This is a genomic window from Leptotrichia buccalis C-1013-b (assembly GCF_000023905.1).
In the GTDB taxonomy this organism is placed as follows: Bacteria; Fusobacteriota; Fusobacteriia; order Fusobacteriales; family Leptotrichiaceae; genus Leptotrichia; species Leptotrichia buccalis.
In genome coordinates this window covers 771,665-797,458 of record NC_013192.1, presented here as the reverse complement: position 1 = coordinate 797,458, position 25,794 = coordinate 771,665, and the positions used below count along the sequence as shown (strand labels likewise).

Here is a 25,794-nt window from a genome sequence, read left to right as displayed (position 1 = left end):
TTTCAAAATTATGATTTTTTATAAATATTTGTCAAATCATCAAAAACAACTTTCTCGTAAATCTCAGCATCAGTTATAAACATATATCCATCAAAAAATACTTCATCATAAGCCCATACACTAAATTGACTAATAGAATATGGCATTATTTCATCAATTGTTAAATTTTGGAAGAAAAAGTTTCCTGTAATAATTCCATTTCTAGCATTTTCTACATCGTATTTAGTTAGACTATTTCCAAACTTTTGAATAACGTTCTCCAATGGAACAGACAATTTCTCCTCTCTTAAACGGCTGTTTGCCATACCTAAATATTTTTTTACAATACTATTTTTTATTTTGACATCCCATTCTTCTACATTATCAAGAATAAGAGACATCTGTTTTTCCAGTTCCTTATCATAAATTTCAGCTTCTTCCATTGATACATACACTTTTTTCCCAAGCCAATCAACTTCAAAATCCTCAATTTCTCCATTATCATTTATATTAAATACCATTTTCAGTTTTCCTAACTTCAATTTTCATCTAAAATGAATCCCAGAAAATGTCATCTCCATTTTCTTCAATATACTTATAAATTTTATCTTCATTTTCAATCAAATCCTCAACTATTTCAGTCACTTTCTGTATTTTTTCCCAGTTTTCCTTAGTATTTCCAAAATAGCGTCCAACATATCCCCCAGCTTCAGGATCAGAATCATAATCTTCATAAAGTTCTGGATAATTATTCTCCAAATAACTTTCAATTAAAGCTGCCCATCCATAGCCATTTAAATAGGCTTCTTCATTAATTTCAGATACTTTTTCAAAAATTTCATCAAATTTTTTATCATTATTCATTAGACAAAAGGCTACTTGATCGTTAATATCATTCTTTATTTCCTGTATTTCTTCTTCTGAAAGCTCCATTCCACTTTTTTTCAAACTTTCAATATATTCCTCAAACCCTTTTTCATCTTGCTCATCAATTGCTACATATTTCATAAATTTCTCCTTCTTTTCTTCGTTTTATTTTTAACCAATCTCCAAAACCACCATGTATGATAAATAATCTGATAACTTTATTCATTCCTGTAAATCATTATTTTTATAATTTTAATTATCATATTTTTTATAATTTTTAGGCATAACATTATTTTGAAAATAATAGAAATTAAATTTTACACTATTAAAATTTGTATTTCCATATTTAATTATTACTTTTTTATCTATTTCAAAAAAATCATCCATAACATAAATTTCTTTTTTAAGAGCCTCCCGTGCTTTTCTTTTATTGTATCAGATTGATGGCAATGTTTCAACTCATTGATTATGAGTGTATTATTTGATAAAAATATTAAAGTTTAGATAACTATTAATTTAGCTATGATTTTTTTATTATTATAAATTTTAAAAAATATATTTTACTCTCTAAATACTGAAATTACAGCCTTTGTTGAATATATAAATAAATTTTTGAGGAAAATGTAAAAAAAATTCAAAAAAATGTTGACAAAAATATTAAATAGTGATATATTATATTTATTAGCAATCATAAAGATAGAGTGCTAATAAAATAAAAATAATTTTAATTAGAAAAATTTAAAAAGAAAAAGGTGATGGATATGGAACAGAACTTTACGCAAAAAAGTTTTGAGGCTATTTCAGAGGCTAATAACTTTGCGATTAGATACAGACATTCTGATATAAAGGTGGAACATTTACTGCTTGCACTTGTGGGGCAGATGGATGGCTTGATTCCTAGCGTACTTAAGAAAATGGGAATTGATACGACTGATATGATTAGGAAGATTGAGAGCAAACTAGAAAGTTTTCCTAAGATTGAAGGTGGAAATAGTGAGCCAAGAGCGAATAGTGAATTAAATAGAGTTCTCGTTGGAGCAAGAGATATTGCAAAGAAAATGGGAGACAGCTATATTAGTACAGAACATTTGTTTTTGGCAAGTTATGATAATAACAGCTTTTTAAAAGATTACGGAATAAACAAGAAACAGTTTGAAACTGTACTTGAAAATGTAAGAGGAGGTAGAAAAATTATGACAGATAATCCAGAAAGTACATACGAAGCATTAGATAAATTTGGAAAAGATCTGGTTGAACTGGCTCGAAAAGGTAAACTTGATCCAATTATTGGAAGAGATAATGAAATACGACGGGCTATACAGATTTTATCAAGAAGAAATAAAAACAATCCGATTCTGATTGGAGAGCCTGGAGTTGGGAAAACAGCCATTGCAGAAGGGATTGCACAAAGAATATTGAAGGGCGATGTGCCTGAAAACTTGAAGGATAAAACAATTTTCTCACTTGATATGGGTGCCTTGGTTGCAGGGGCGAAATATCGTGGGGAATTTGAGGAAAGATTAAAAGCGGTATTGGAAGAAATTGAAAAAAGTGAAGGAAGAATAATACTTTTCATTGATGAAGTACATAATATTGTAGGAGCAGGAAAAACAGAAGGATCTATGGATGCTGGAAACCTTTTGAAGCCAATGCTTGCACGTGGGGAAATAAAGGTTATTGGAGCTACTACGATTGATGAATATAGAAAATATATCGAAAAGGATGCGGCACTTGAGCGTAGATTTCAGCCTGTAATGGTAGATGAGCCGACTGTGGAAGATACTATTTCAATTTTACGTGGATTGAAAGAAAAATTTGAAATTTTCCATGGAATCAGAATTACGGATAATGCTATAGTTACTGCGGCTACAATGAGTGACAGATATATAAATGACAGATTTTTACCAGATAAAGCGATAGACTTGATTGACGAGGCGGCTGCAAAAGTTAAGACTGAAATTAATTCAATGCCTACAGAACTCGATGAAGTGACAAGACGTGTTATGCAGCTTGAAATTGAAAAAGTGGCACTTGAGAAGGAAAAAGATCAGGCTTCTAAAGATAGGCTTGTTACATTAGAAAAAGAATTGGCAGAACTTAACGAGAAAAAAGCCGCATTTAAGGCACAATGGGAAAGTGAAAAGCAGGAAGTTGAAAAAATACAAAATATTAATACAGAAATTGAAAAAGTTAAACTTCAAATTGCTGATGCACAAAGAAAAAATGACTATAACAAATTGGCTGAACTGCAATACGGTAAATTGCCGGAACTAGAAAAACAAAGAGCAGATGAAGAAGAAAAAGCCAAAAATCAAAATCCAGATGCAAATAAATTATTAAAACAGGAAATTGACAGTGAAGAAATAGCAGAAATTGTTGGAAAATGGACTGGAATACCAGTTTCAAAATTGTTACAGGGAGAGCGTGAAAAAATCTTGCATCTTGCAGAACAAATGATGAAAAGAGTAATCGGACAAGATGAAGCAATCACAACAATAAGCGACACAATAATTCGTTCACGTGCTGGATTAAAAGATCCAAACCGTCCAATTGGTTCATTCATCTTCTTAGGACCAACAGGGGTAGGTAAGACTTATTTGACAAAAACTCTTGCATTTAACCTGTTTGACGACGAAAGGAATATTATTAGAATTGATATGAGTGAATACATGGATAAATTCAGCACCACAAGATTAATCGGAGCACCTCCAGGGTATGTAGGATATGAAGAAGGTGGGCAATTGACAGAAGCTGTAAGAAGAAAACCTTATTCAGTAATTTTGTTTGACGAAATTGAAAAGGCTCATCCAGATGTATTTAATATTCTGTTGCAACTACTTGATGATGGAAGGCTTACAGATGGAAAAGGAAAAGTTATAGACTTTAAGAATACAATTATCATTATGACTTCAAATATTGGAAGTGAAATTATATTGGAAGATCCGCAAGTTTCAGAGCCAACAAAAGAAGCAGTTTTAAATGAAATGAAACATAGATTCAAGCCAGAATTCTTGAACAGAATTGACGATATTATCGTATTTAAGGCATTAGGAAAAGAAAGTGTGAAAAATATTATATCACTTATCCTTGATGAAATAAACGATAAATTAAAGGAACAATACATAAAAATTGAATTTACAGACAAAGCTCTGGACTACATCGTAAACGAGGCTTATGACCCAGCTTATGGAGCAAGACCTCTAAAACGTTTTGTTCAAAAAGATATAGAAACTAACTTATCAAAAATGATTTTGAGCAACGAAGTACCTGAAAATAGTACGGTTGTGCTGGATAGTGATGGGGAAAAATTAATTTATGATGTGAAGAAATAAATTAGGGATTGAATAAAACTTTAAAATGTTTTTTTGGAAGAATAAGGAAGTATCAGAAATGGTACTTCCTATTTTTTTATAAGTAACAAAAATAATGAAGCGCCATAACGACGCTCCGTACGAAAAAGTGAATTTAAAAATTAAAAATCAAATATTTTATTGTTAGTTATTAATTTTTACCAAGTTCATCTGCTACTAAAATAGCCGCAAAAACATCATCGGCAGTAACTTTGAATGGCATATTATGAATTGTTTCACCTTCGGCTGTACTTGCTTTTGCCACTTCATACAGTCTTTCTTTAGAAACACTTCCCATTCCCAATTCATCCAATGTTGTTGGAAGTCCTACACTCTTACAGAACTCTACAACTTTTTTGATTTCACATAGACATCTGTTTTCTAGAACTAATTGTGTAATTGTTCCGAATGCAACTTTTTCTCCATGATACACGTGATGTCCTTCTTCCAGAATTGTAAGTCCATTATGAATAGCGTGAGCTGCTGCAAGTCCTCCACTTTCAAATCCAATTCCACTTAAATAAGTATTTGCTTCGATTATATTTTCAACAGCTTGCGTAACTACTTTATTTTCCACTGCAATTTTGGCTTTTAAACCATCTTGGAATAATGTATCTTTACATAGTTCTGCAATTGCAATAGCAGCTTTTGTAATACCTCCTCCAGCGATTGAAGAGGCATTTGAATCAACACAGGCTTTGGCTTCATAGTAAGTGGCAAGTGCATCTCCAATTCCAGCGACAAGAAGTCTGGCAGGTGCATTTACGATTACATCGGTATCCATTATTACCATATCAGGATTTGCCTTTAAGAACAGGTATTCTTTAAATTCTCCATTTGGAGTGTAGATTACTGATAAGGCACTGCATGGTGCGTCTGTTGAAGCAATTGTCGGAACGATGAAGACAGGAATATTTTCGTAATACGATACTGCTTTTGCCGCATCAAGAGTTTTCCCTCCACCGATTCCAAATACTGCATCACATTTTTTTTCTTTTAAAATATCAATATTTCGATTAATTTCATTTTTCGAACATTCTCCGCCAAAAACTTCGATATGGTAGTTTACACCTTCTTTTTCAAAACTTTCAACAATTTTATCCTTAAAATTATCAAAAATAAATTTATCTACTAAAAGATATGCTCCGCTGTTACCACGTAACTTGTAATAAGTTGCCAAATTGGCAATTTCATCTTTCCCTTGAATGTATTTCGATGGTGAATTAATAATTTTTGTCATAAAAAATCATCTCCTATAAAATTTAGAATTCTTTAATAATATTATAGTGCATTTTTTCACAAAGTCAATAGTAAAACTAAAATAAAAAATCAAGAAATTATTCAAATATAATGTTTGAAGTAACTTCCTGATTTTTAAATTTATTAAATTTTCAAAATGTTTTTCAATTCCTCTTCTAATTTAGTATAATCTGGCAAATGAAGTCCTCTGATTCCCTTATTTTCAGCAGCTTCAATATTTTCCTTCATATCATCAATAAACAATGTTTCTTCTGGAATCAATCCAAATTCATAAAGAAGAGTGTCATAAATTTTTTCTTCTGGCTTTAAAAGTTTGAAATAGCAAGAAACTAGGCAGCCTTCAAACAATCTAAAAAAATCATTGTGTTTAAAAACATATTCAAAAGAATCCTTATGAAAATTTGAAAGTACGTATAATTTATACTCATAATAATCTTTCAATTTATAAAGAAGTTCGATATTTTCTTTAATAGGCTTTAACAATTTAAAAAAGTCCTTATCAAAAAAATTATCAATCTCAGTAGCCAAATGTGGACTTTTTTCCTTAAAAATTTTTTTAGCTTCAGGATAAGTCAACGTTCCCCTGTCAAGCATTTGCCATTCTTTTGTATTAATTACATTTTGATGAAATGCCTCTCTTTTTTCTTTAGGTAATTTTTCTTCTAAATACGTGTCTTTATCAAATTTTATTAAAACATTTCCTAAATCAAATACTATATTTTTTATTTTTTTAGAATTTATATTTTCCATTTTGTTTGCACCTCCGACTACTTGTCTCTCTTTTTAATTAATAATTTTTTTATTTTCAACGTTTCTAATAATTACATATTGTTTCCTAAACTTCATAATATCACACTTTTTCCAAGTTTTTGTATAATTTTTTAAATATTTCTCAGCTTGCGGATATTCTTCACCATTAATTCTGCAATCAGCATCAATTTTTCCATCTGGATTTTTCATTGCAAAAAGTCTTATTGCATAATTTTGGCTTGTATCTTTAATTTGCTCATCAAAGGCTTCCATAGAATTTGTAAAAAGGCAACATGGGCAGAATTCATCAATATAAGAATCAATGTCAATTCCTTTCGCTTTTGCGTCTTTCACATCAATATTTGGATAACTAAGGACAGATCCGTAAAATACATGTCTTGATTGTATTTTTTCCTTGTCTAAATCAATTCTCATGCTCATATATTCTGATTTTTCAAATTTTAGGCAATCACATAATGTCAGCCAATCTAAATCAATCCAAGTTTCAAAGAGTTCAAAAAGTCCGTCTATAGCATTTTCAGCTTTCTGTTGTGGATAGACATACTCAAAAATACCATTTGGAAAGATTTCCTCATGATGAATTTGAATTGTAGCTGATATTTTTAATTCGTTATTTTCATCATAATAGAAATTTATTAACAAAGGGAGAAGGTAGTAACCGTTATCTTTTACGTATATCCATTTATTATTTTCTGTTTCATCGTTTAAAATTTCAACATCAAAGCCTTTATTTTGTAATATTCTAAACAAAACATAGGCAATTAAAAAAGCTGAATCACCTAAACCTTCAAGTTCTCTGATATTTCCAGGATTATTTTCCAAAATTTTCCATTTTACCAATTCAGAACCTTCCTTCAAATTTATTTTATATTTTACTATATTATTATCTGTGGAAGTATCGGTAATACTTTTTTCATTTTTCCTTTTAAACAAGTTTTTTAATCTATTAAACACAATATCGGCTCCTTTATTTAAAACAAGTATTTATATATCAAAGTTTTTTACTCTGCCATAAAATTCTTCACAAAATTCAAAACTTCCTCAACTTTTACATCCGTACTTTCTCCAGTTTTTCTATCTTTCACTTCCACAATTCCATCAGCTGCACCTTTTCCAACAACTATTTTTAGTGGGAAACCTATTAAGTCGGCATCTTTGAATTTGAATCCTGCTCTTTCATTTCTGTCATCTAATACAGTTTCAATTTTATTTTGATTTAGTTCATTATACAATTTTTCACCTATATTTACCTGTGTTTCATCTTTCATATTGGCGATTATTACATCAACATGGTAAGGGGCTATTGCTTTTGGCCAGATTATACCGTATTCATCGTGGTTTTGTTCGATTGCAGCTGAAATAATTCTAGACATTCCCATTCCGTAACATCCCATTTTTATAAATTGTTGTTTTCCATTTTCATCAAGAACAGTAGCATTTAATGCTTTTGAATATTTTTCCCCAAGTTTGAAAATATGCCCAACTTCTATTCCACGTGCAATTTTTAGGACTCCTTTTCCATCAGGGGAAAGGTCTCCAGCTTTGGCAGTTCTGATATCTGCAACTAAGTCGTATGCCAAGTCTTCAAGATTTACATTCACATAGTGATAATCAACTTTATTAGCACCTAAAGCAAAGTTTCGCACATATTTTACAGTTTCGTCAATTATAACGTATAAGCCTTCTTTTTTTTCATAAGAACCTGCATATCCAGCAACCAGTCCAAATTTTTCACATTCTTCCTCAGTCATCATTTCAAGCTCTGTAGAAGCTCCGATAGCATTTTTTACTTTTATAGGATTTACATCTAAGTCTCCTCTTATAAGAGCCAGAACAAATTTTTCCCCATCTTCAAGAATTTCCTTTAGCATTACCGCCTTTACAGTTTTTTCTTTAGGAATATTCAAGAAATTAGCCAAATCCTCAATTGTTTTTGCATTTGGAGTTTCAACTAATTCTTTTGGAAGTTTTTCTTCATTGCTTTCTTTTAATTCAATAATACTTGTTGCTTTTTCAACGTTTGCTGCATAATCTGAAGAGTCGCTGTATAAAATATCATCTTCTCCACTTTCTGCGAGTACCATAAATTCATGTGAAGCATCTCCACCAATAGAACCAGTATCAGCCTCGACTGCCCTGTAATTAAGTCCCATTCTTTCAAAAATTCTTGAATAAGTGTCTTTCATGTTCAAATATTCCTCATCAAGCGACTCCTGTGTCAAATGGAAGCTGTAGCCATCCTTCATCACAAATTCCCTTCCACGCATAAGCCCAAATCTTGGACGCATTTCATCCCTAAACTTTGTCTGAATCTGATAAACGTTAAAAGGCAGTTCCTTGTACGATGAAATTGAATCTCTTACAACATCTGTAATAACTTCTTCATGAGTAGGCCCAAGTGAAAATTCTCTCTCATTTCTATCTTTTAATCTCATAAGTTCAGGTCCATAGGCAAACCAACGTCCAGATTCTTCCCAAAGTGAAGCGGGCTGTAGTACAGGCATAAGCAGTTCTTGAGCCCCTGCTCTGTCCATTTCTTCTCTTGTAATATTTTCTATCTTTTTAAGAACTCTATATCCAAATGGCAAATAAGTATAAACCCCTCTCGTAAGCTGATTAATCATAAATGCTCTAAGCATAAGCTGATGGCTCACAATTTGAGCCTCTTTTGGTGCTTCCTTGTATGTTTTTAAAAACGCTTTTGATAATCTCATATTTTCTCCTTCTATATTTAATTTTATTGTATTAGAATGTTTATATTGTATATTTTTTTTGAATTTTTAGCAATAGTTTTTTTAAAAATAATGTTATGAAAAAGTAAATTTTTAATTTAAAATGAGTTTACTGTAAAATGATTTCAAGGTATAATAAATTAAGCATGAAATAAAAAAGGTAATAAATTATGTTTTTTGGAAAAAATAAAGAAAAATTGTCAGTTGAGTTAGTAGACATGGAAGTTGACACATCTGAAATGATTAATATTAAAGATTCAAGAGTAGTTTATATAAATGGAGCTGGAAAGCTTAGGGAAGTTCGCAAAGAAGTCAAAAATTTAAAAAATGGATATCTTTCTCAAATAAGGTTAAATAATGTTCCTTTAATTCAAATGAATAAAGAGTACATTCCTACAATAGAATCATTGCTTGCAACGGGATACGGAATAGAAAATGCTAACTGTAAAGAGATTTTAGAAATACAGGGAAAAATAAATTCAGATTTTATTTCATTAGAAAATTCGATAAAGACAATAATTCCTTTACTAAAGCTCTTAGATAATGGATTTTATATGATTGCAGATGCCGAATGTTATCCAACCGATGGAAATGGAAATTTTTTCTGGAATGTTCCAAATAATATGGTTTTAAATCCTGCAACAGCTGAAAAATGTTTAATAGATAATGATTTTACGTATATAGCAGGACAACCAGCATATTTATATCCCACACAGACAACAGATGTCTATAATCCCAAAAGAATTGAGTATTATATTGAAAAATTAAAAAAAATGAATGACAATAATGAGCCTAGAGCAATTGTTTATAATTTTGGACAATTTATAAATTTTATAATTGATGGACATCATAAAGCCTGTGCCGCCGCATTGCTTGGAAAACCATTAAAATGTATTTTAATAAAAAAAGCAGGTTATTTTAGCAGTTATGAAAAAGGAAAATGGATAAGTAAATTATATTTCTTTTCAATTTTTGAAAAAGCAATACTTAAAAATATTCCTAAAAAGTACCTGCCATTTAAAAAAAATGAAATGGAGATAGAAAAATTAAATGAAATAAAATTGGAAAATGGAAAAGTGAATAAACGTAAATGGGAAAACAAATATTTAGATTCTGTAAAAAATTTTCCATCTCTTGAAAAATATGCAAATATTGTAAATGCTTCAATTAATTTTGAATTTAAAATAACAGATGAATTAATAAAAAAATATGTGAATATTTTTGATGAAAACAGTCAGGAAATGATGAAAAAAATTATTTATATTTTGATGTATACAGAAAGTCTGGAAAAATTACAGAAAATTGTTATAAAATATGCCAAAAATTCATTAAATCATAAAATTGATAAAGATTTAAAATTAATGATTTATAATATTTTATTTCAAATGAAGAATAATTCCGAAGTAGAGCAGATATTTATTGATTACATAGTTTATAATGAAGATAGGGATGATCCTGTTTTAAAGTTAGCAAATTCATATTGGAAATAGAAAAATTATTAAAAAAGATGGTTTTAACTATTTTGAATTTTGTATAACATGTGGTATACTTAGTTTAGAAATGGGAATTTAAATTATGTTTAAAAATAATAAAAAAGGAGAGATTGGTATGAAAAAACTTATTTTATTGGGACTATTGGCATTTTCCGTTTTTGGAGTAGCGGAACCTTATAAAGATGAAAGAGGTGTGCTGTTTATGAGTGAGGAAGAGTGGATTAAGTTTTATAATAAAGATGGGCAAAATGTTGCAGTTTGTCCTGGAATTGGTTCATTGATTATGGAAGAAAGCTATATAAAAGACGGGAAAAAAATGCCACATACTCTTAATCAGATTCATGAAATAATTAAGAATTTTAATGGAATGTTGGGTAAAACAGGACTTAGAGATATAAAAGGCGGTACAGATAAAATACACGAATTTTACTATGCAGCAGTATGTAGACAGCCAACAGATAAAGAATTTGATTTGGTAGGTTCGCCAACATTTAAAAAGGAAATGAACAGAATTTTTGAAACTCATAAAATTGTAGAAGAAAATTAAAAATATAAAAAAAGAACATTCTATTTAAATTGTGTAATCAAAAAATTTAAAAGTATGTTCTTTTTATTTTGTGAAATACTCGAATTTTTTCAAAATTAAACTAATAAAAGTTAAATATTTAAAATTTGAGTAAATAGTTATAATTTTTAAATTTAGTTAATTAAGGTACTAATTTTGCCAATTCATCTAAATCAACATCAGCGTCATAATCAACATTGTCAAAATCAAATCCATTTAATTGCATAAATTCTGCTCTTGCTCCAGCGTAATCACTAATTTGCTTAAAGTTCTCAGGAGTAACCTTGTCCCAAAGCGCTTCCACTTCTTCCTGAACATCTTCACGCATTTCCCAGTTGTCTGGACGTAGTCTTCTTTCCTCATCAATTACAGGATTGTTTCCATAAACCATTTGAGTTAATAATCTGTGTTTTTGCTCAATTGTTCCTTCATGGATACCTTTTTCCTTCATTACTTTATAAAGCAATGCTGCATATAATGGGAAAATAGGGATAACTGCACTTGCTCTTGTCATTAGGGCTTTACTTAGTGAAACGTATGCTTCTCCGTTATATTTTTCTTTTAAAAAGTCATTTAAAATATCAGAAGTATGTTCCAGATCTCTTTTTGCAGCTCCAATTGTACCTTCCTTGTAAATTCCGTAAGTTACTTTTGGTCCTAAATATGAGTAAGCTACTGTTTTGAATCCTTCAGAAAGAACGCCACCTTTGTCAAGTGCTTCAATCCATAATTTCCAGTCTTCTCCACCCATAACTTTTACAGTACTTTTAATTTCTTCTGGAGTTGCAACGCCCATTGTTGTTTCTTCCATAGTTTCTTTTTCAAAATTAATAGTTGGTCCTGTAATTTCTTTTGTTGTAGATTTTAGTGCTGAACGATAAGTTATACCATCAATAGGATCAGTTCTTACACCACTTGCCAAGCTGTAAATTAATAAATCAATTTTTCCTCCAAATTCTTCTTTGATGAATTTTATTACATCATCTTTCATTTCCATTGAAAAAGCATCCCCAATGAAATTTTTAGAAACTAAGCCTTCTTTTTCAGCAGCTTCATTAAAGGCAATTGTATTCCACCAACCAGCAGAACCAACTCTTTTTCCTTCCACACCTTTTTCAAAAGCAACTCCAATAGTTTCCGCTCCAGCACCAAATGCCAGTGAAATTCTTGTTGCAAGTCCATAACCAGATGAAGATCCAATAATTAATACTTTTTTTGGTCCTTCATATTTGTCTTGGGATTTTACATAATCAATTTGCCTTTTTACAAATTCTTTTGCTCCAATTGGATGATTCGTAAGTGCTAAACCACCTTTTAATCTAGGTTTTATAACCATTTTTTCTTTTCCTCCTAAAATTATATATTAATAATTGTTTTATTTTTTTTAAATTACATACATAAAATGATAACATATTTTAAGTCTTTTTTTCAAGAATTATTTTAAATCAAATAAAAATAAATAATTTTGATAATCAAAGTAATTTTGGAAATATTGATTAAAAAAAATTATGTGGTAAAATTAATATAGAAATAAAATTAGAGAAGGAGTAGAAAAATGGCAGCAGTTGTAGTTTATGGAATTATTGTTATTGTTGTTTTAGGAATTATTTTGTCATTATTTGCATACGTGAGAGTACCAAATGATAAAATGGCATTTATTTCGGGATTTAGAAAGAGGATGGTCAGTGGACGGCTTGCATTTTATGTGAGAGCATTTGAAAGGGTTGATTATCTTGATTTGGCAGTGTTTTCGGTTGATGTTGATACGAAACAGTTTGTTCCAACGAATGATTTTATTAATATAAAAGCAGATGCGATTGTGAAATTACAAGTGGGAACAACACAAGATATAATGCTAATTGCAAGTAAAAACTTTTTAAATAAGAATCACGAGTATATGAGTAATGCGATAAAAGATGTGCTGGAAGGTAATCTTCGGGAAATTATTGGACAAATGAATTTAAAGGATATGGTTCAAAATCGGAAAGTTTTTAATCAAAAAGTTGAAGAAAATGTAATTGATGACTTGAGAAAAATGGGACTTGAGCTAAAATCGTTTAATGTGCAGTCTTTTACTGATGAAAAGGGAGTTATTGATAATCTGGGAATTGAAAATACAAGTAGAATATCAAAAGATGCAAGCATTGCGAAGGCAAATTCAGAAAAAGAAGTTGCGATTGCAAAAGCGCAGGCTTATAAAGAAGCACAAGACATTGAAATAAAAACTGAAGAAGAAATTGCTGAAAAACAAAATGCCTTAAAAATTAAGCAAGCAGATTTAAAAATTGAAAGTGATACGAAACAGGCTCTTGCAGATATAACTTATGATATTCAAAAGGAAAAAAATCGTAAAGAATACGAAGAAGTAATTGGAGATGCGAATTTTACTCAGCAAGACCAGGCAATTCGTGCAAATAAAGCAAAATTAGAATCTGAAATTAAAATTGACCAGCAAATTAAAGCTGATGCAAAATTGTACAATATGACAAAAGAAGCGGAAGCAAGACTGGTTGAAGAGCAAAAGCATGCAGATGCTGAACTCTATAAAAGACAGAAACAAGCCGAAGGAATAAAATTGCAGGCTTTGGCAGAAGCAGAGGCTCAGAAAATACAGGCAGAGGCAGAAGCAAATGCGATAAAATTAAAAATGCTTGCAGAGGCAGAAGGAATTGAAGCTAGAGGAAATGCAGAAGCACAAGCAAAAGAAAAAATGCTACTAGCAGAAGCCAGAGGTAAAAAAGAAACATTGCTTGCGGAAGCGGAAGGACTTGACAAAAAGGCAGAAGCAATGAAAAAATACGGAGAAGCGGCTGTTGCAGAAATGTATTTTAAAGCACTCCCTGAAGTTGCAAAAAATGTGGCGGCACCATTACACAATATTGACAAAATAACAATGTATGGAGATGGAAATACGAACAAATTAATTTCTGACATTACTCAAAGTATTGGAAAAATTAACGATGGAATTTCTGATGGAGCGGGAATTGATATAAAATCGTTACTCGCAGGATTTTTAGGTGGAAAAGTTCTGGATAATATTAACAGTAAGAGTACTGATGGAAAAGAAGAAGAAATACTAAGTAATAAAGAAAATGTTGATAAGAAAAATGGAGGTAAGTAAAATGGGAATGACTATTGACTTTAGAGGGAAAATAGACGTTTAGGAAAGGTAATTATGATAAAAAGAATAAATACGAAAAGCGGGAAAACTATTTCTTATGTATACAATTTGAAAGATGAAGATTATAAAGTCTTATCTGAAAGATTGGAAATTGAAGAGGACAAAATAAAGAATGTTATTGATGAGGAAATTTTTACTCCAAGAATTTCAAAATCGGATTGGGAAATTTATAAATTATATTATCCAACTGTAAAAAAATCTACAAAAGATAAAGAATTTACATCTTATGAAATTAATCCAATTGTAATTTTTTTGAAAGAAGACAAGATTGTTATTTTAGACGATGATTATTACAACGATTTTTATGAATTTGTTGAAGAATATGTCAAGTTAAGAAATGAAGTTCTTGAGGAAAATCGTTTTTTTCTAAATATGCTTCATAAAATTTCTCAAAGTCTGTATAAATATGTTCGGATTCTGATTGGAGAGCACGATAAGATAGAAACGGTTTTAAGAGAGAAACAAAGTAATGAGAAATTGATTTCGCTTTCAGAAGTGGAGCAAGGCTTTTATGTTTATAATATTGCATTGAGAAACTTGGATTATGTTGTTGAAAATTTAAAGGAGGATGAACAATTTGAGCAATATGAAGAATATATGACAAGAATTTTGCAAGAAATAAACTTTACACTTGATTTATCTTCTTCGTACTGTGAAATCTGTAAGACAACGAGAGAAACATATTCATCATATATTGGCAATAATATGAATATAACAATGAAACTTTTGGCGGCAGTAACGATATTGATTACCGTTCCAAATATGATTTTTGGATTTTATGGAATGAATGTGAAATTACCACTTCAAGAAACAGGATTTTCTGCTTTGGGAATAATTTTTGTAATAATGGTGGTGTTGATGGTAGTTTTATGGAAATATTTGAAAGATAAATTTTTGTAGAATCTAAATGTAGTGTAAAACCAAGAAAATTTTTCTCACAATTTTAAAATTTTGTTATATAATTTGTTTACTTATAGGAAAAATCTGTAAGGAAAATCTTATTGTAAAATTAAATAAAATGTTGACAAAAATAAACTGCACCCAAAATTTTGGACACAAACAAGATTAGAGGTGCAGTTCAAAGAATAATATTCATTTTAAACCAAGATAGTCTAATTTTTTTAAAAACTGTACATTTAAATAAAATGATAACATATTTTACAGCATATTTTTAAGAAATATTTTAAATTAAATCGAAACAAATAACTTTGTCAATCAAAGTATCTTTTTAGGAAAGTTTAAATAAATTTATAATTGCGCTGTCGGATAAAGCGTAATTTCATTCATACTCACTTCTTCAGGCAAATCAATGGCAAATTTTACAGCTTCGGCAACTATTATAGGATCTGCTCCAATTGTGTCGTAAAGAGATTCAATTCTTTCCTTAATTGCTTTATTTGTGATACGTGTTGCAAGTTCAGTTCTGAATGCTCCTAAATATAAAGTTGTTGTACGGACATTCATTTTTTCATTGGCACTTTCTTTTCTTAGTACTTCCATTAGTGCTTTTACACCGTGTTTTGTGGCACAGTATACTCCTGCTCCAAGATATGTGTTTAGTCCAGCAACAGAAGATGTGCTAATAACATGTCCAGATTTTTGCTTGATAAAATGTGGAAGTACAGCTTCTATGCCGTTTAGGACACCTTTTAAATTTACATCAATCATCTCGTCCCATTCGCTATTCTTTAGTTCAGACAATGGTGCATTTGGCATTAATCCTGCATTATTGAAAATAACATCTATTTTTCCATATTTAGAAATTGTAAAATCAACCAATGCTTTTACTTCCTCTCTTTTTGACACATCTGTCACTTTGTAAGTGGCTTCTCCTCCTTTTTCCTTTATTTCAGCAACAACTTGCTGTAATTTTTCCTCATCTCTTGCAGCAAGTACGACTTTTGCTCCACTTTCCCCTAATAATTTTGCAGTAGCTTTTCCGATTCCTGAAGAAGCTCCTGTAACGATAACGACTTTGTTTTTAACAGCCATTTTAAATCATCTCCTTTAAGTAATTAATTTTTCTTACAAACTTATTATAACATATCTTTTTAAAAAGTCAATACATATATATAGATGTTTTGGAAAATAAAAAAGATATATTGTGGTTGTTATTTTAAATAAATTAAAGTATAATATATTAATTACTATGGAAAGGTATTGTGAAATGAGTAAATATAAGGAAGTTTATAAAAATATAAAAAAACAAATAAAAGATGGAAAATTAAAGTCAAAAGACTATCTAAAAAGTGAGGCTGATTTGGCAATAGATTATTCCTGTTCGGTACTTACTGTGAGAAAGGCACTTGCATTATTGGAGTCTGAGGGATATATTCAAAAAATAAAGGGGAAAAAGTCGATTGTGCTGGAAAAAGGGGATTTGAAAAATATTTCGCTTACTTCAATACAGACATTTCAGGAACTGAATAAGATAAAAAATATAGATGTCAAGGCAAATTTAGTTAGTCTATATATAGTACAAGGTCTCGAGGAACTGATGGAAAAATTTAATGTTTCTAAAACGGCTGATTTTTACAAGGTTGTCCGTACTTATTCTTTGGATGGCGAAGTTGTGCAGTATGCTACATCATATTTTGATAGAAAAATAGTAACTTATCTGAATGATGAAATAGCCAGCAAGTCTATTTATGAATATCTGGAAAATGAACTAAACTTAAAAATATCGTATTCAAGACGGGAAATAAAGTTCAGAAATGCAACAGATGAGGAAAGACGGTATATAAATCTGGAAAATATTGACAGAGTTGTAGTTATTGAAACTTACGCCTACTTATCTAACGGAAATCTTTTCCAATACGAAACAATAACTTATCATCCTGATAAATTTACTTTTACTGCAATTGCTAAAAGATAGTTGCTAAAAGGGAAAAAACTCGGTATACTTATAGTAGAATAAAAATAATAAACAATAAATCAAGGAAGGGAATGGTAATGATGAAAATAAACAAATTTATTGATCATACAATTTTGAAAGCAACAGCTACAAAGGAAAATGTAAAAAAACTATGTGATGAAGCAAAAGAATACGGGTTTTATTCAGTTTGTGTAAATGGAGCGAATGTGAAATATGCTTTTAGTCAAGTTAAGGATAGTAATGTGAAGGTTGCGGCAGTAGTTGGGTTTCCTTTGGGAGCGATGGCGACTGATGTGAAGGTATTTGAAGCGAAAAAGGCTATTGAAGACGGTGCTTCGGAAATTGACATGGTTATTAATATTGGAGCATTGAAGGACAAAGACTATGATTTAGTGGAAAACGAAATTAGAAAAATAAAAGAGGCGATTGGAAGCAATGTTTTAAAGGTAATAATTGAAACTTGCTATTTGACTGATGAGGAAAAAGTGAAAGCGTGTGAATTGTCAGTTAATGCAAATGCAGATTTTGTAAAAACTTCGACAGGATTTGGAGTAGGAGGAGCGACATTTGAAGATGTGGCACTTATGAAAAAAACTATGGGAGATAAGGCACAAGTAAAAGCCAGCGGAGGAGTAAAGGACTTTGAAACTGCGAAAAAATATATTGAACTGGGAGCAACAAGACTGGGAACAAGTTCTGGAATTGCGATTGTAACTGGACTGGAAAGTGAAAAAACTGGATATTAATTTTATTAAATAAAAAGTAGAGGTGAGCATTTTATGAAACCTAAAAATTTTAAATTTAGAAATTTGTTTTTTTGTTGTTTTTTTCTCTTAATTTCTGTATTTTCTTTTGGACAAAGTAAAAAATCTGATGAGATGATTTTGACTGATGACGGAGTAATTTTGAATTTAAAGGGTACCTTTAAAATTAGTTGGGACAGAAGTGATCCGAATGTGCCTTGTTCATCACCAGGATATGGACAAATGCTATTTTATCCTAATAATAAGGCTATTGTGAATGGAAAAGCGATAATCTTACTACCTAGGGATTTTGATTTTTATAATTGGGATAAGAATAAGGATTATGATAAGGAATTCGATGAAGAAGAAAAAGCTAAAGTTGAAATATTAAAAAAAACTTTTCCAGAAGAATTTGAGAAAATGGAAAAAATTAAAAAAGGGGAAATGCAGTCTCCAGTAAAAGTTATAATAAAAAAAGTAACACCTTATACAGAATGTGATTTTACAACAGTTTATGCTCAAGTTACTGACATAAAGAAAATTGACGGTGCGAAATCAAAAATTACAAAACTTAAAGTGAAAAAATTAGATGAATTCCATGATTTGGATGATGATGCAATTTTAGATGAAAATGATATAAAGTGGTATGAAGTAAATTCAAAGGATGGATATGCGAATATGCGTGAAAAACCAAGTACAAATTCAAAAATTGTTACAAAACTGGAAAATAAGGAAACTGTGAAGTATATTATGGCAAATGGTGACTGGTATTATGTTTATATAGATGAGCATTCGACAAATCCTGATGAAAATTATAAGGTTACTGAATTTAGGGGATTTGTACATAAGAGCCAACTAAAAAAAGTTGTTCATTAATAAAAAAATGAGCAAGTAGAAGATTTTTGAGTAAATTGGTAAAAAAAGGGGCGGTTTGGGGAAAAGAAAAGGGAGAAAATATAGAAAAGTCAGCTAATTTTTCGTTGTAATTTTTGCTTGAAAAGAAATTTATAGAATTTTGGATTTGAATAGAAAGGAAAATGTGTGAAGAAAAATATCTTGAAAGGATTAGTATTTTTAGTTTTGGCAAATGTAGGATTTGGAGATGATATTCAAATTTTAGGAGATTATTATTCGATAGATAGAGGCAAGGTTTATTATGGAAATGAAATTTTAGAAGGAGCGAATCCGAAAACTGTTGAGTTGATAGGATTTTCTCTTTTAAAAGATGATAAGAATGTTTATTACATGGGTGAAAAAATAAAAGATATAAAAATTAAAAATTTTGAAAAATTAGGTAAAAATTATTGGAAAAATGATAATAAAATTTATTATCGGGATAAAAAAATAGAAAATGCTGATATTATGAGTTTTAAAGTTTTAAATGAAGATTTTGCGAAAGATAAATATAATGTTTATGATGGAAATGAATCAATAGGTAGAGGAATTAAAGATCCTAAAACATTTGAATTTTTGCCAAATGGAATAATATATGGTACATTGTACGGAAAAGATAAATATAATGTGTATTATATTGAAAATAAAATGATAAACTGTTTTGATACATACTATTCTATTTATGAAGTAAAAGGAATTAATAAAGATAAAGTAGAAGTTCTGAATGATTGGTTTATAAAAGATGATAAGAATATTTATTTTAAGGGAAAAATTTTAGAAGGTGTAGATTATAATACATTTGAAGTGCTTCCAAATGGAGAAGGAAAAGATAAAAATCGAAGTTATGAATATTTGACTAAAGATGAATGGAAATGGTTTTAAATAACAGAAATTAATTATTTATAAAAATAAAATAAAATTGTAATTTTTGTTTGAAAAGAAATTTATAAAATTTTGGGTTTGAATCGAAAGGAGAATATGTGAAGAAAAATATCTTGAAAATATTGTTATTTCTAGTTTTGGGAAATGTGGGATTTGGAGATGCTGCTCAAATTTTAGGAGATTATTATTCGATAGACAAAGGAAAGGTTTATTATAGAAACAAAATTTTGGAAGGAGCGAATCCAAAAACTGCTGAATTGATAGGATTTTCTCTTTTAAAAGATGATAAGAATGTTTATTATGTGGGTGAAAAAATAAAAGATGTAAAAATTAAAAATTTTGAGAAGTTAGGAAAAAATTATTGGAAAAATGATAATAAAATTTATTATCGGGATAAAAAAATAGAAAATGCTGATATTATGAGTTTTAAAGTTTTAAATGAAGATTATGCAAAGGATAAAAATCATGTTTATTGCGGGAATGAAGTAATAGATCCTTCTCCATTATTGGGAAAAATTAAAAATCCTGAAACATTTGAATTTTTGCCAAATGGAATATTATATGGAAAAGATAAATACAATGTATATTATATAAGCAGTACAATGTCAAACTGTTTTGATTCATACTATTTTATTCATGAAGTAAAAGGAATTAATAAAGATAAAGTAGAAGTTTTGAATAAATGGTTTATAAAGGATGATAAAAATATTTATTTTAAGGGAAAAATTTTAGAAGGTGTAGATTATAATACATTTGAAGTGCTTCCAAATGGAGATGGAAAAGATAAAAATCGAAGTTATGAATATTTGACTAAAGATGAATTGAAATGGTTTTAATCAAGAAAAAATTAATTATTTATACAAATAAAATAAAAAGGATAGGAAATAAAAATGGAATTTAGACTTATAACATACAATATTTTTGGGGCAAGGCTTACTAATGGAAAGGAACTTGCTCAGAGTTTGAAAAAGTATAAGCCAGATTTTATCGGGCTTCAAGAAGTTGATAGAAATACGAAAAGAAGCAAATTTCGGGATGTAGTGCAAGAAATGGCACAAGAATTAGGATATAGTTATTATTATTTTCAAAAAGCGATGGACTTTGACAGTGGAGAATATGGAATTGCTTTTATTTCAAAATATGATGTAAAAAATATTTATATTCATCAACTGCCTGGAAACAGCAAGGAAAAAAGACAGGTTTTAGCAGCAAGATTGAAAATAGAAAAATTTAAAAAGAAAATCTTGGTCGTAAATACACATCTTGATAACAGTTTGGACAATAAAAATGAGGAATTGGCTGATTTATTTGCTGCAATTGAAGAATTTAAGGGCGATATAAAATTTTTATGCGGTGATTTTAACCTTTTGCCAACAACAGAATTTTACCAAAAAATTGCTGAAAACTGGAATGACACTTATTTTGAAGGCAAGGACTTGGAAAATAAATCAAATCTTGAAAACAGAAATCTTGAAACACAGAGAATTGATTATATAATGGCTAAAAAAGATTCGAATTACAGAACTAAGCAAAGTTTTTTTATAAATGATGATTTGCAGGAATGGACAAAGCTGTCGGATCATTTGCCGTATATGGCGATTTTGGAGATTGAATGAGGGAAAAATATAAAAAAGATAATTTAAAAATAGTAAAAACTAATATTAAATAAAATAATCTAATACTAAATCTCATTATAAAATAGAAACTATATTAAGGACAAAAAGTTTTAGTTCCTTACTAAATAGTATGTAGTTCAAAATTTATTAAACATTCGCTATTTAAACAGGTAATAGCATTATAAATAATAAAGAAATAATTATAAAATAAAAAAACTTGAATTTCGTAAATTTACTACTTTTCAAGTTTTTATCATAATTTATTTTTTATTAATTTTCTTCATTTTCAGTATATTCTTTTGCAACTTCGTCAACTTTATATTCTTCAGAAATTTTGTTGATTAAGTTATTTCTTTCTTCAATTGCTTTATTGTTTAATAGTCCATTAGCAATTTGTTGGTAAGCACTATTTGGAGTTACATTTCCTAATTTAGCTTTTTCATTTTCATAAATTTGAGCAATTTCTTCTTGAGTTACTTTTACATTTTTTCTTACTTCTAAATCTAAATAATAATTGATGTATACATTATCTTTGATTATCTCAAGATCTTTTTGATTTTGTTCTTGTTCTTCAAATTTTTCGTCATTCATTTTTCTTTCAATTACTTTACCAACTATTAAAGTTTTTAATACTTCAGCATCACCTTTCGAGAATAATAATTCTTCTTTAGTAATACTTACTGCATCTCCCATTTCTTCAACTAATTTATTTAATTCTTCAGCTTCTAATGTAGCAACTTGTTGATTTAATAAATCTCTTTGGATAATTTCTCTTGCTTGAGAAAAAGGAATATTTTGTGCATCAAAATTAGGTTTGTTATCAGTATACACTTTTGTAACATCATTTTCATTTACAGAAATTTTATTTTCAATTAATTTTGCAATAAAAAATTTGTGTCTTTCATTATTGAAGAAATAATCAAATTCTTCTTTTTCTTCCTTAGAAAATTCATATCTTTTAGCCGCTTCTAAAACAGCTTTGTTAGTTAAAACCCTTTTTATTCCTTCGTTATCCAATCCTTCTCTTTCTTCATCCGTTAAAGTTAATTTAATATCTTCAGCTTTCTTTTTTGCCATTTTTTCTCCTTTAATTTTAATAATTTTTTCTTTTAATTTTTCTAACTCTTACTATTTTACACTATTTTTTAAAAAATTTCAAGGAATTTCTTATTTTTTTATCATTTTTTTAGCATAAATTATATTTTTTATAGATTAATTTCCTAATTTTAAATAGCTAAAATTCTTTTAATTTTTCTATAATTACTTATTTAACATTCTACTCAAAAATTCTTTAGTTCTCTCATGTTTCGGATTTCCAAAAATATTTTCAGGTTTGTCATCTTCGACAATTATACCTTGATCCATAAATACAACTCGACTCGAAACATCGTGTGCAAAATCCATTTCATGTGTTACAACAATCATTGTAAGTCCACTGTTTGCCAAGTCTTTCATTACTTTCAGAACTTCTCCAACCATTTCAGGATCTAGTGCCGATGTCGGCTCGTCAAACAATAAAACTTCTGGCTGCATTGCCAATGCTCTTGCTATTGCCACCCTTTGCTTTTGTCCACCCGAAATTTGATTTGGCTTTGCGTGAATAAAACGTTCCATTCCTACTTTTGCCAAAAATTCCTTTGCTATTTTTTCAGCTTCTTCACGTGATTTTTTCAGAACTTTCATTTGTCCAATTACACAGTTTTCCAAAACACTTAAATTATTAAACAAATTAAACTGCTGAAACACCATTCCTACTTTTTCCCGCAATGTCACAAGCGATACATCTCCTGCCATCGCATCTTTTCCATGAATTAAAACTTGTCCACTTGTAGGCTTTTCAAGCAAGTTTATACATCTTAACAACGTTGATTTTCCACTTCCAGACGAACCGATTATACTTACAACTTCCTTTTCATGAACATCAAAGTTTACATCCCTTAAAACTGTTCTCTTTCCAAAATCTTTTCTAATATTTTTTATTTCAATAACCTTTTTACTCATTATTTCTCCTCCCCATCAGTATCATCCAAAAACTCAAAATGTTGAGGCCCGTCAATTCGTTTTTCGATTTGTTTTAAAATCAATGATAATGTAAATGTCAGGAAGAAATAAATCACACTTGTTATAATAAATACTTCATAATAACGTGAGTAAGTTCCTGCAACAGATTTTGAAATAAAGAACAACTCTGTCACACTTATCACATTTAATACAGATGTATCTTTAATATTTACAATAAGCTCATTTCCAATCATTGGTAAAATATTTCTAAACATCTGTGGAAAAATAATACTTTGCATTAACTGAAAATTTGTCATTCCAATAGCTTTTGCCGCTTCAAACTGTCCATTGTCAATTGAATCAATTCCTCCACGGATAATTTCACTCATATATGCACCTGTATTTATTGATACAATAAATAATGCCGCTACCATTGGCGATAAATTTATATTGAATACCTGAGATAGTCCATAGTAAATTACCATTGACTGTACTATCATCGGGGTTCCTCTAAATACGGCAATATAAACTGATGAAAGTGTATTTATAAATTTAAGTCCATATTTTTTATATTTTTGTGTCTGCTCATCAGTTTCAGATTCCGAATGTCTAAATAACGCAACTACTAGACCAATCAAAAATCCAACTACTGTACCTGTAATCGAAATAAATAAAGTTACAAGTGTCCCTTTTACAAATTCTTTCCAGTTTTTTTGAATAAAGTAAGTTACCCATCCAGTAAATGAACGCGAATTTCCACCTGGCTGATTTTGTATAGCCTTTTCCATTATTTCCTGTCGCACTTTTGGAGTCAAATCCTCATCCAAAATTTTATTAACTTTCTCTTCTAGCTCTGTATTTCCCAATTTCATTCCGACTGCAACATTTACTTCTGCTGTATCGTACTTAAATCCTGTATTTTTATCAAATGAAATAAATTTTAAATCTGGATTTGAAAATTGCGCTGCCATTGCTCCTGGTCTTTCCGATATATATCCATCAATTTTCCCGGAATTTAAGGCAACTATCATCGCTGGAAAATTTTCCATTGCAGTTTGCTTTTGTACCCCCTTCATCTGATCAATAACATCATAATGAAGAGTATTTAACTGTCCTGTGATTTTCGCTCCCGCAAAATCATTAATCGACTTAGCGTTTGCATATTTTCCATTTTTTTTCACAACTACTACCAAATCTGATTCATAATACGATTTTGAAAAAGCTAGGCTTTGACGTCTTTCTGGTGTTGCAGACATTCCCGCTATAACCAAGTCAACTTTTCCCGAATTAATTGCAGGTCCAAGCAAAGCATCCCATTCCGTTTTTACAATTACTAGATTTTTATTTAGCTTTTTCGCAATAACTTTGGCTATTTCAACGTCATATCCGCCACAATAACCTCCATCCACTTTCACAGCACCACGTTTAGCATCATTTTGAAACCAGTTGAAAGGAGCATATCCACACTCCATTCCAACTTTTATGTCATCACTATAACCTGTTACGAAAGTTGCAATAAAAACTAATAATGTTAATATTTTATTTTTTATTGTACTAAATTTCATATTTTATTATAATGCTCCTTTTTTTATTAAAGTTTCAGCAATTTGAACTGTATTTGTAGCTGCACCTTTTCTTATGTTATCTGCTACAACCCATAAATTTAAAGCATTATCTGCCGAAAAGTCTTTTCTAATTCTTCCGACATAAACTTCATCAGTACCTTGAGCATTTATTGGCATTGGATAAACATTGTTCTTACCGTCATTCTGCACTATAATTCCTTCTTTTTCCTCAAATGCACGAATTACATCTTCTAATTCAAACGGTTTTTCCAATTCCACATTTACTGACACTGCATGCCCATATCTAACTGGCACTCTTACACAAGTCGCAGTTACTTTTAAGTCTGGTAAGTTTAATATTTTTCTAGTTTCATTAATCATTTTTTCTTCTTCTTTTGTATATCCATTATCCAAGAAAACGTCAATGTGCGGCAATGCATTAAATGCAATTTGATGTGGATACCCTTTTGATGGCTCTCCCTTCAAGTTAGCTTCCAAATCCTCAATTCCTTTTTGTCCAGAACCTGCCACAGCCTGATAAGTTGAATAAATTACTCTTTTCAATCCATATTTTTCTTGTAAAACTTTTAATACAGGCATTACCTGAATTGTAGAACAGTTTGGATTCGCAATAATTCCTGGATGATTTTCCAGTGCCTCAGGATTTGCTTCAGGAACTATTAACGGAATATTTTCATCCATTCTCCAAGCACTGCTGTTATCTATAACAACTGCACCTTTTGCCTTAAATTTTGGAGCATATTCAAGTGATACTCCTCCACCAGCCGAAAATAAAGCCACATCAATATCATCTGCTATTGTTTCATCTTTTAATTCCATAACAGTGTATTCTGTTCCATTAAACTCAATTTTTTTTCCTGCCGAACTTGGTGAAGCATAAAGATATAATTTCTCCACAGGAAAGTTTCTTTCTTTTAATACTTTTAAAAACATTCTTCCAACAAGTCCAGTCGCTCCAATGATTGCCACTTTGTAATTTTTCATTATTTTTCCTCCTAA

The 25,794-nt window shown here is 29.8% G+C and carries 23 protein-coding genes; 11 read left to right on the top strand and 12 right to left on the bottom strand.

Annotated elements, in window-relative coordinates; all coding sequences use genetic code 11:
* Nucleotides 1–8: 8 nt before the first annotated feature.
* On the bottom strand, nt 9–500 hold the full coding sequence (locus LEBU_RS03655; protein WP_015768981.1) for a DUF2262 domain-containing protein: 492 nt from the start codon (nt 498–500) through the stop codon (nt 9–11).
* A 28-nt stretch (nt 501–528) separates the two neighbouring features.
* Nucleotides 529–987, bottom strand: a complete 459-nt coding sequence (locus LEBU_RS03650) for an immunity 51 family protein (protein WP_015768980.1) — start codon at nt 985–987, stop codon at nt 529–531.
* A gap of 620 nt (nt 988–1,607) precedes the next feature.
* Between LEBU_RS03650 and clpB the strand changes: the two genes are divergently transcribed.
* Nucleotides 1,608–4,178, top strand: a complete 2,571-nt coding sequence (gene clpB, locus LEBU_RS03645) for an ATP-dependent chaperone ClpB (protein ID WP_015768979.1) — start codon at nt 1,608–1,610, stop codon at nt 4,176–4,178.
* A 169-nt stretch (nt 4,179–4,347) separates the two neighbouring features.
* Here clpB and LEBU_RS03640 read toward each other — a convergent pair whose 3' ends face one another.
* From LEBU_RS03640 to LEBU_RS03625, 4 genes are all read right to left on the bottom strand, one after another.
* A complete protein-coding gene (locus tag LEBU_RS03640; protein WP_015768978.1) occupies nt 4,348–5,436 on the bottom strand; it encodes a glycerol dehydrogenase in 1,089 nt (362 codons plus the stop codon).
* Between the two features lie 143 nt (nt 5,437–5,579).
* A complete protein-coding gene (locus LEBU_RS03635; RefSeq protein ID WP_015768977.1) occupies nt 5,580–6,206 on the bottom strand; it encodes an HAD family hydrolase in 627 nt (208 codons plus the stop codon).
* Between the two features lie 33 nt (nt 6,207–6,239).
* On the bottom strand, nt 6,240–7,181 hold the full coding sequence (locus LEBU_RS11570; RefSeq protein WP_015768976.1) for a DUF6348 family protein: 942 nt from the start codon (nt 7,179–7,181) through the stop codon (nt 6,240–6,242).
* Between the two features lie 47 nt (nt 7,182–7,228).
* The gene (locus LEBU_RS03625) at nt 7,229–8,941 is read right to left on the bottom strand and encodes a proline--tRNA ligase (RefSeq protein WP_015768975.1); all 1,713 of its coding nucleotides are present in this window, start codon (nt 8,939–8,941) and stop codon (nt 7,229–7,231) included.
* Nucleotides 8,942–9,129: 188 nt separating this feature from the next.
* On the opposite strand from LEBU_RS03625, the gene LEBU_RS03620 reads away from it, so the two are divergent.
* Complete coding sequence (locus LEBU_RS03620) at nt 9,130–10,449, top strand: hypothetical protein (protein WP_015768974.1); 1,320 nt, start codon at nt 9,130–9,132, stop codon at nt 10,447–10,449.
* Nucleotides 10,450–10,567: 118 nt separating this feature from the next.
* The gene (locus LEBU_RS03615; protein ID WP_041760808.1) at nt 10,568–10,999 is read left to right on the top strand and encodes a hypothetical protein; all 432 of its coding nucleotides are present in this window, start codon (nt 10,568–10,570) and stop codon (nt 10,997–10,999) included.
* A gap of 160 nt (nt 11,000–11,159) precedes the next feature.
* On the opposite strand, the gene fabV is transcribed toward LEBU_RS03615, so the two are convergent.
* Complete coding sequence (gene fabV, locus LEBU_RS03610; protein ID WP_015768972.1) at nt 11,160–12,353, bottom strand: enoyl-ACP reductase FabV; 1,194 nt, start codon at nt 12,351–12,353, stop codon at nt 11,160–11,162.
* A 219-nt stretch (nt 12,354–12,572) separates the two neighbouring features.
* On the opposite strand from fabV, the gene LEBU_RS03605 reads away from it, so the two are divergent.
* Nucleotides 12,573–14,138: a flotillin family protein gene (locus LEBU_RS03605; protein ID WP_015768971.1), complete on the top strand. Its 1,566-nt coding sequence runs from the start codon at nt 12,573–12,575 to the stop codon at nt 14,136–14,138.
* A 54-nt stretch (nt 14,139–14,192) separates the two neighbouring features.
* Complete coding sequence (locus tag LEBU_RS03600) at nt 14,193–15,098, top strand: CorA family divalent cation transporter (protein WP_015768970.1); 906 nt, start codon at nt 14,193–14,195, stop codon at nt 15,096–15,098.
* 348 nt (nt 15,099–15,446) lie between these two features.
* On the opposite strand, the gene LEBU_RS03595 is transcribed toward LEBU_RS03600, so the two are convergent.
* Nucleotides 15,447–16,190 (bottom strand): SDR family oxidoreductase, encoded by a 744-nt coding sequence (locus LEBU_RS03595; RefSeq protein WP_015768969.1) that lies wholly within the window; start codon nt 16,188–16,190, stop codon nt 15,447–15,449.
* Nucleotides 16,191–16,365: 175 nt separating this feature from the next.
* On the opposite strand from LEBU_RS03595, the gene LEBU_RS03590 reads away from it, so the two are divergent.
* From LEBU_RS03590 to LEBU_RS03565, 6 genes are all read left to right on the top strand, one after another.
* Nucleotides 16,366–17,073 (top strand): GntR family transcriptional regulator, encoded by a 708-nt coding sequence (locus tag LEBU_RS03590; protein ID WP_015768968.1) that lies wholly within the window; start codon nt 16,366–16,368, stop codon nt 17,071–17,073.
* An 80-nt stretch (nt 17,074–17,153) separates the two neighbouring features.
* Nucleotides 17,154–17,819 carry a deoxyribose-phosphate aldolase gene (gene deoC / locus LEBU_RS03585; protein ID WP_041760806.1) on the top strand — a complete coding sequence of 222 codons (666 nt, stop codon included), beginning with the start codon at nt 17,154–17,156 and terminating at the stop codon, nt 17,817–17,819.
* 33 nt (nt 17,820–17,852) lie between these two features.
* Nucleotides 17,853–18,692, top strand: coding sequence for an SH3 domain-containing protein (locus LEBU_RS03580; RefSeq protein ID WP_015768966.1), 840 nt, complete (start codon nt 17,853–17,855; stop codon nt 18,690–18,692).
* Nucleotides 18,693–18,857: 165 nt separating this feature from the next.
* Nucleotides 18,858–19,592 (top strand): DKNYY domain-containing protein, encoded by a 735-nt coding sequence (locus LEBU_RS03575; protein WP_015768965.1) that lies wholly within the window; start codon nt 18,858–18,860, stop codon nt 19,590–19,592.
* Nucleotides 19,593–19,690: 98 nt separating this feature from the next.
* Nucleotides 19,691–20,428 (top strand): DKNYY domain-containing protein, encoded by a 738-nt coding sequence (locus tag LEBU_RS03570; protein ID WP_015768964.1) that lies wholly within the window; start codon nt 19,691–19,693, stop codon nt 20,426–20,428.
* 54 nt (nt 20,429–20,482) lie between these two features.
* The gene (locus LEBU_RS03565) at nt 20,483–21,208 is read left to right on the top strand and encodes an endonuclease/exonuclease/phosphatase family protein (protein ID WP_015768963.1); all 726 of its coding nucleotides are present in this window, start codon (nt 20,483–20,485) and stop codon (nt 21,206–21,208) included.
* A gap of 270 nt (nt 21,209–21,478) precedes the next feature.
* Here LEBU_RS03565 and LEBU_RS03560 read toward each other — a convergent pair whose 3' ends face one another.
* The 4 genes from LEBU_RS03560 to LEBU_RS03545 form a co-directional block, all read right to left on the bottom strand.
* Nucleotides 21,479–22,285: a hypothetical protein gene (locus LEBU_RS03560; RefSeq protein WP_015768962.1), complete on the bottom strand. Its 807-nt coding sequence runs from the start codon at nt 22,283–22,285 to the stop codon at nt 21,479–21,481.
* Nucleotides 22,286–22,468: 183 nt separating this feature from the next.
* Nucleotides 22,469–23,209, bottom strand: a complete 741-nt coding sequence (locus tag LEBU_RS03555) for an amino acid ABC transporter ATP-binding protein (RefSeq protein WP_015768961.1) — start codon at nt 23,207–23,209, stop codon at nt 22,469–22,471.
* Nucleotides 23,209–24,774, bottom strand: coding sequence for an ABC transporter substrate-binding protein/permease (locus LEBU_RS03550; protein WP_015768960.1), 1,566 nt, complete (start codon nt 24,772–24,774; stop codon nt 23,209–23,211). The genes LEBU_RS03555 and LEBU_RS03550 overlap by 1 nt, the downstream gene beginning before the upstream one ends.
* A 6-nt stretch (nt 24,775–24,780) precedes the next feature.
* Complete coding sequence (locus LEBU_RS03545; RefSeq protein ID WP_015768959.1) at nt 24,781–25,779, bottom strand: aspartate-semialdehyde dehydrogenase; 999 nt, start codon at nt 25,777–25,779, stop codon at nt 24,781–24,783.
* Nucleotides 25,780–25,794 lie beyond the last annotated feature (15 nt).

Bases quoted from the DNA above. Each gene is read 5' to 3' on its own strand.
- LEBU_RS03655 (WP_015768981.1), bottom strand. From the start codon at position 500: ATGGTATTTAATATAAATGATAATGGAGAAATTGAGGATTTTGAAGTT.
- LEBU_RS03650 (WP_015768980.1), bottom strand. From the start codon at position 987: ATGAAATATGTAGCAATTGATGAGCAAGATGAAAAAGGGTTTGAGGAA.
- clpB (WP_015768979.1), top strand. From the start codon at position 1,608: ATGGAACAGAACTTTACGCAAAAAAGTTTTGAGGCTATTTCAGAGGCT.
- LEBU_RS03640 (WP_015768978.1), bottom strand. From the start codon at position 5,436: ATGACAAAAATTATTAATTCACCATCGAAATACATTCAAGGGAAAGAT.
- LEBU_RS03635 (WP_015768977.1), bottom strand. From the start codon at position 6,206: ATGGAAAATATAAATTCTAAAAAAATAAAAAATATAGTATTTGATTTA.
- LEBU_RS03625 (WP_015768975.1), bottom strand. From the start codon at position 8,941: ATGAGATTATCAAAAGCGTTTTTAAAAACATACAAGGAAGCACCAAAA.
- LEBU_RS03620 (WP_015768974.1), top strand. From the start codon at position 9,130: ATGTTTTTTGGAAAAAATAAAGAAAAATTGTCAGTTGAGTTAGTAGAC.
- LEBU_RS03615 (WP_041760808.1), top strand. From the start codon at position 10,568: ATGAAAAAACTTATTTTATTGGGACTATTGGCATTTTCCGTTTTTGGA.
- fabV (WP_015768972.1), bottom strand. From the start codon at position 12,353: ATGGTTATAAAACCTAGATTAAAAGGTGGTTTAGCACTTACGAATCAT.
- LEBU_RS03605 (WP_015768971.1), top strand. From the start codon at position 12,573: ATGGCAGCAGTTGTAGTTTATGGAATTATTGTTATTGTTGTTTTAGGA.
- LEBU_RS03600 (WP_015768970.1), top strand. From the start codon at position 14,193: ATGATAAAAAGAATAAATACGAAAAGCGGGAAAACTATTTCTTATGTA.
- LEBU_RS03595 (WP_015768969.1), bottom strand. From the start codon at position 16,190: ATGGCTGTTAAAAACAAAGTCGTTATCGTTACAGGAGCTTCTTCAGGA.
- LEBU_RS03590 (WP_015768968.1), top strand. From the start codon at position 16,366: ATGAGTAAATATAAGGAAGTTTATAAAAATATAAAAAAACAAATAAAA.
- deoC (WP_041760806.1), top strand. From the start codon at position 17,154: ATGAAAATAAACAAATTTATTGATCATACAATTTTGAAAGCAACAGCT.
- LEBU_RS03580 (WP_015768966.1), top strand. From the start codon at position 17,853: ATGAAACCTAAAAATTTTAAATTTAGAAATTTGTTTTTTTGTTGTTTT.
- LEBU_RS03565 (WP_015768963.1), top strand. From the start codon at position 20,483: ATGGAATTTAGACTTATAACATACAATATTTTTGGGGCAAGGCTTACT.
- LEBU_RS03560 (WP_015768962.1), bottom strand. From the start codon at position 22,285: ATGGCAAAAAAGAAAGCTGAAGATATTAAATTAACTTTAACGGATGAA.
- LEBU_RS03555 (WP_015768961.1), bottom strand. From the start codon at position 23,209: ATGAGTAAAAAGGTTATTGAAATAAAAAATATTAGAAAAGATTTTGGA.
- LEBU_RS03550 (WP_015768960.1), bottom strand. From the start codon at position 24,774: ATGAAATTTAGTACAATAAAAAATAAAATATTAACATTATTAGTTTTT.
- LEBU_RS03545 (WP_015768959.1), bottom strand. From the start codon at position 25,779: ATGAAAAATTACAAAGTGGCAATCATTGGAGCGACTGGACTTGTTGGA.